The organism is Streptomyces sp. adm13(2018) (assembly GCF_008042145.1).
Classification (GTDB): domain Bacteria; phylum Actinomycetota; class Actinomycetes; order Streptomycetales; family Streptomycetaceae; genus Streptomyces.
Map to the genome: position 1 here is coordinate 35,741 of NZ_RDBH01000035.1, position 4,403 is coordinate 40,143.

4 protein-coding genes, 1 pseudogene and 1 riboswitch are annotated in these 4,403 nt (G+C 72.0%); of the genes and pseudogenes, 2 read left to right on the top strand and 3 right to left on the bottom strand.

The features are described 5' to 3' along the window. Window positions 1-77: 77 nt before the first annotated feature. Entirely contained in the window at window positions 78-518 is a 441-nt protein-coding gene (locus EAO70_RS03095; RefSeq protein WP_148001492.1) for an ATP-binding protein, read from the bottom strand. 338 nt (window positions 519-856) lie between these two features. On the opposite strand from EAO70_RS03095, the gene EAO70_RS03100 reads away from it, so the two are divergent. Then, window positions 857-1,711 (top strand): RNA polymerase sigma factor SigF, encoded by an 855-nt coding sequence (locus tag EAO70_RS03100; protein WP_383427315.1) that lies wholly within the window; start codon window positions 857-859, stop codon window positions 1,709-1,711. A gap of 145 nt (window positions 1,712-1,856) precedes the next feature. On the opposite strand, the gene EAO70_RS03105 is transcribed toward EAO70_RS03100, so the two are convergent. Continuing rightward, window positions 1,857-2,645 (bottom strand): sulfite exporter TauE/SafE family protein, encoded by a 789-nt coding sequence (locus EAO70_RS03105; protein ID WP_148001493.1) that lies wholly within the window; start codon window positions 2,643-2,645, stop codon window positions 1,857-1,859. A 147-nt stretch (window positions 2,646-2,792) separates the two neighbouring features. Next, window positions 2,793-3,236 (bottom strand): acyl-CoA thioesterase, encoded by a 444-nt coding sequence (locus tag EAO70_RS03110; protein WP_402112920.1) that lies wholly within the window; start codon window positions 3,234-3,236, stop codon window positions 2,793-2,795. Between the two features lie 71 nt (window positions 3,237-3,307). Continuing rightward, window positions 3,308-3,460, bottom strand: a riboswitch (cobalamin riboswitch). A 267-nt stretch (window positions 3,461-3,727) separates the two neighbouring features. On the opposite strand from EAO70_RS03110, the pseudogene EAO70_RS03115 reads away from it, so the two are divergent. After that, window positions 3,728-4,403 (top strand): annotated as a pseudogene (locus EAO70_RS03115) (hypothetical protein); the annotation flags it as partial.

Consider the following 4,403-nt stretch of genomic DNA (forward strand, 5'->3'; position numbering starts at 1 on the left):
GGGCATCACGTATGGTCACGATACACCCCGTTGGAATGTCCCTATTGAGCGATTTTCATACGTAATGGCACCCTCATTCATCGGCCTCCCCGTCGACGGAGGTTCTGAAGATCGGCCGTAGGGGAAGACCGGCGTCCGGGTTCCCCGGCACGAGGGCAGGGGCGGGTCTGCCACTCGTCGGCGAGGGCGTCGATCAGGAACATCCCCCGCCCGCCGAGGGCGCCTTCCTCCGGCGGCCGCTGCTCGGGCAGGTGGGACGACGCGTCGTGCACGGTCACGTGCAGACAATTCTCGTCCCAGGTCAGGATGAGCTGCGCGTCGCTGTGCGCGTGGACGTGGGCGTTGGTGACCAGCTCGGAGACGGCCAGCACGACGGAGTCCAGCAGGTCGGGCGAGGTACGGTCCCAGCCCAGTGTCTCCAGGTGCTCGCGCGTCCAGTCCCGGGCAGCCTTGACCCCGCTGCTGATGGGCAGCGTCCGGGCCCATCCGACCGCTCTCATCGACGGATCCTGTGCCATGACTCTCTCTCTTCCGATCGGCCGTCCGGCAGGTCCCGTCTGCCCTGCCCTCGTGCCGGGGAACCCGGACGCCGGTCTTCCCCTACGGCCGATCTTCAGAACCTCCGTCGACGGGGAGGCCGATGAATGAGGGTGCCATTACGTATGAAAATCGCTCAATAGGGACATTCCAACGGGGTGTATCGTGACCATACGTGATGCCCCGTCACGCCGGGCTACATGCGAGATCCGGGCGAACTTCCTGGAAAATAAATACGCATGGTCCTGCGTCGACCGGGTAGGCGGCAGCCATCGGGCCACCCATACGGGGCCGGGTTAGAACACGAAAGGGGAATGGTGTGACGGTCACCACGATGTCGACCACGGGTGTTGAGGTCGGGGCGGAGACTCTTCCGGTGGTACCGGACCCCATGTCGGTCGCCCCGAAGGACGCCCGCGCTCTGTCGAAGATCTTCTTCCGTCAGCTCACGGTGCTTGAGGAGGGGACCCACGAGTACCAGTACGCGCGGAACACCCTCATCGAGATGAACATGACGCTGGTGCGCTACGCCGCCGGCCGGTTCCGTCACCGCGCCGACGAGATGGAGGACATCGTCCAGGTCGGCATGATCGGCCTGATCAAGGCGATCGACCGGTTCGAGCTGTCCCGCGAGGTCGAGTTCACCACCTTCGCCGTCCCGTACATCGTCGGGGAGATCAAGCGCTTCTTCCGTGACACCTCCTGGGCGGTCCACGTCCCCCGCCGCCTCCAGGAGGCCCGGGTGGAGCTGGCCAAGGCCACCGAGGAGCTGAGCACGCGGCTGGGCCGCATGCCCACGGTCAAGGAACTGGCCGAGCTGATGAGCCTCACGGAGGAGGAGGTCACCGAGGCGCGACTCGCCTCCAACGGCTACAACTCCTCCTCGCTCGACGCGGCGCTGAGCGGCGAGGACGAGGCGGGCGACGCCTCCCTGGCCGACTACATCGGCAGCGAGGACCCGGCCATGGAGCTGGTGGAGGACTTCCACGCCCTCGCCCCGCTGCTCGCCGGCCTCGACGAGCGGGACCGCCACATCATCCACCTGCGCTTCGTCGAGGAGCTCACCCAGTCCCAGATCGGTGAGCGCCTGGGCTGCTCGCAGATGCACGTCTCGCGCCTGCTCTCGCGCACCCTGAACCGCCTGCGTGAGGGCATGCTCGCCGGCAACGCCTGAGCCGCCGCACCGCGGTACGGCCGGTGGTGAGACCACCGGCCGCCCGATCCCCGAGGCCCCGACCGGCACCCGCCGGCCGGGGCCTCTCGGCGTCCGGCGGAGCCGAGGGCTGCCGGTGGGCGCCCCGGCCCCTGACGTCATCCGCTCAGAGCGCGGCCTGCACCGCGTACAGACCCCCGAGCGCGACGGCGAGCACGCCGAGCAGCAGGCGCAGGGCCCGTTCCGGGAGCCGGGGCTGGAGGCGGGCGCCCAGGTAGCCGCCCACGAGTCCGCCGACGCCGCACGCCAGACCCAGCCACCAGTCCGGCGAGACCGCCCCGGACTCCGCGACGGAGAGCAGCGCGTACGCGGCGGCGCCCACCACCGAGGTGACGAACGTCGTCGCCAGCGCGGCCGGCGCGAGCTGAGCCATCGGCATGCCCCGGGCCGCCAGGACGGGGCCCAGGAGCGAGCCGCCGCCGATCCCGTAGACCCCGCCCACCACGCCCACCCCCAGCGCGAGCCCGCCGAGGGCGGCCGGGGACGGCTCGGCCCGGCCGCGGGGCGCCCGACCGGCCGGGGCGGAGAGCACACGGAGGCACAACCACAGTCCCAGCGGCAGCAGCAGAAAGGCGATCAGCAGCCGGAAGACCCCCGGCCCGGGCAGGGCGTACACGCGGATCACCGCACCCGCGACGACGCCCGGCAGGGTCCCGGCGACCAGGCGGCGGGCGAGCGGGCCCCGCAGCGCCCCGTCGCGGCGGTACCGCCACAGGGCACCCGGCCCGGACACCACGTTGAACAGCAGGTTGGTCGGCGTGACAGCCGGGTTCGGCACCCCGAAGACACTGAGGTGGACGGGGAGCAGGAACACCGCACCGGAGACCCCGGCGGGCGTGGTGACGATCGAGATCAGCAGTCCGGCGACCAGCCCCGCCGCCACCGTCCAGTCCACACGGTCCTCCGTCCTTCCACGGTCCGAGGGCAGTATGGATCACGGGTGACGGCCGAGCCGGGGCCCGCAACACGCTGTTCACGGAGGGGCGGTCGCACCCGTCGGGCGCCACGACCAGGGCCCCGTCCTGGCCGGAACCGCTCCCGCTCAGACGGAGCCGGTACCCGCCGCCTTCAGGGCGGGTACGAGACGCGGGTGGCCCTCGGCGTCGATGGCGACGAACGTGAGGAACGCCGTGGCCACCTCGGTGGCCGGGCCCGAGTGGTTCCAGCGCTCGGCCGTGACCCGTACGCCGACGGTCATGGAGGTCCGGCCGGCGCGCTCGAGTCCGGCCTCCACGCTGAGCAGGTCTCCGGACCGCACCGGGGCCAGGAACGTCATCCGGTCGACGGAGACCGTCACGGCCGGGCCGTCGGCGTGCCGTCCCGCGGCGGCGGCCGCGGCGTCGTCGATGAGCTTCATCATCACGCCGCCGTGGATCGTGCCGTAGAGATTGGTGTCGTGCTCGCTCATGATGTGGGCGAGCACGACCCGGGAGTCGTCCGGGGTCTTGAGCGTGCGGGCAGGGCTGGTGACGGTGGGATCGGCCACGTCAACTCTCCTTCGCGAGTCGCGGCAGGGCTGTGCCGCACGCCACGGGTGTCGGCGCGCGGGCGGCGGGCAGGTCTTCGGACTCGCGGGCGCGTCCCGTCGAACGAGACTCCTACTGGCCGTCGCTTCCCAGGTCCGGTGTCTCGGACCCAGTGCTGTGTGACGGCGGTCGTTCCCGCTCACCGCTGCGGGGCAGTCCCGGATTCCCACCGGGTTCCCTCTTACGACGCGTCCCGCCTGGCGGACGGGAGCGAACCAGCTGCGGGCCCCACCCTACGTGCCGTCCCCGTCCCGGCCGGGCCCAGTGGTCCGTCTCGACCAGGACACGGAGGACGTCGCCGAGCACCTCGGGGTCCGCGCCCCCCGGTCGGCGGGGATGGTGCCGCCACCCACCGGTGGCTCGCCGATGGTGGGTCGTGCGGCCATGTCCGGTGGCCCGGCGGCCGCATAGCCTCCCGCGAAACCCCTTCCACCGGCCCGGAGGCACACCGATGCGCCGTCCCCCCTTCCGCTCCTCGCCAGGTCTCTGGCGGAGGGGCGCGCCCGTGGCACTCGCCCTCGCCGCGCTCACCCTCACCACCGTCCCCGCGACGGCGTCGCCGCCCGCTCCCGGCGGCCACTGCGCCCGGTCGGCCGCCCTGCGGGTGCCCGGCGCCGCGTACCAGCGGACCGCCTGCCTCGACGAACTGACCACGGCCGGCACCGTCGCCTCCGGCCACACCGACCCGGCGGACTGGGCGGGCCTCACCCCGAAGGACCTCGCCGTGCCCGCCGGAGTGCCGGGCATCCAGATCGACGGCTACTTCCCCGACACCTCCACCACCAACACCAACCACGGCTGGCAGCACGACTCCCAGTTCGTCCTCCGCCTTCCCGACCGGTGGAACGGCGGCCTCGTCGTCGCCGGGACCCCGGGCAACCGCGAGCAGTACGCCAACGACCGGGCCATCGCCGACTGGGTCCTCGCCCGCGGCTACGCGTACGCCGCCACCGACAAGGGGAACACCGGGACCGCCTTCCACCGCGACGGCGACGCGCCCGGCGAGGCCGTCGCCGAGTGGAACGACCGCGTCACACAGCACTGGGTCCGAGACACCGGACCTGGGAAGCGACGGCCAGTAGGAGTCTCGTTCGACGGGACGCGCCCGCGAGTCCGAAGACCTGCCC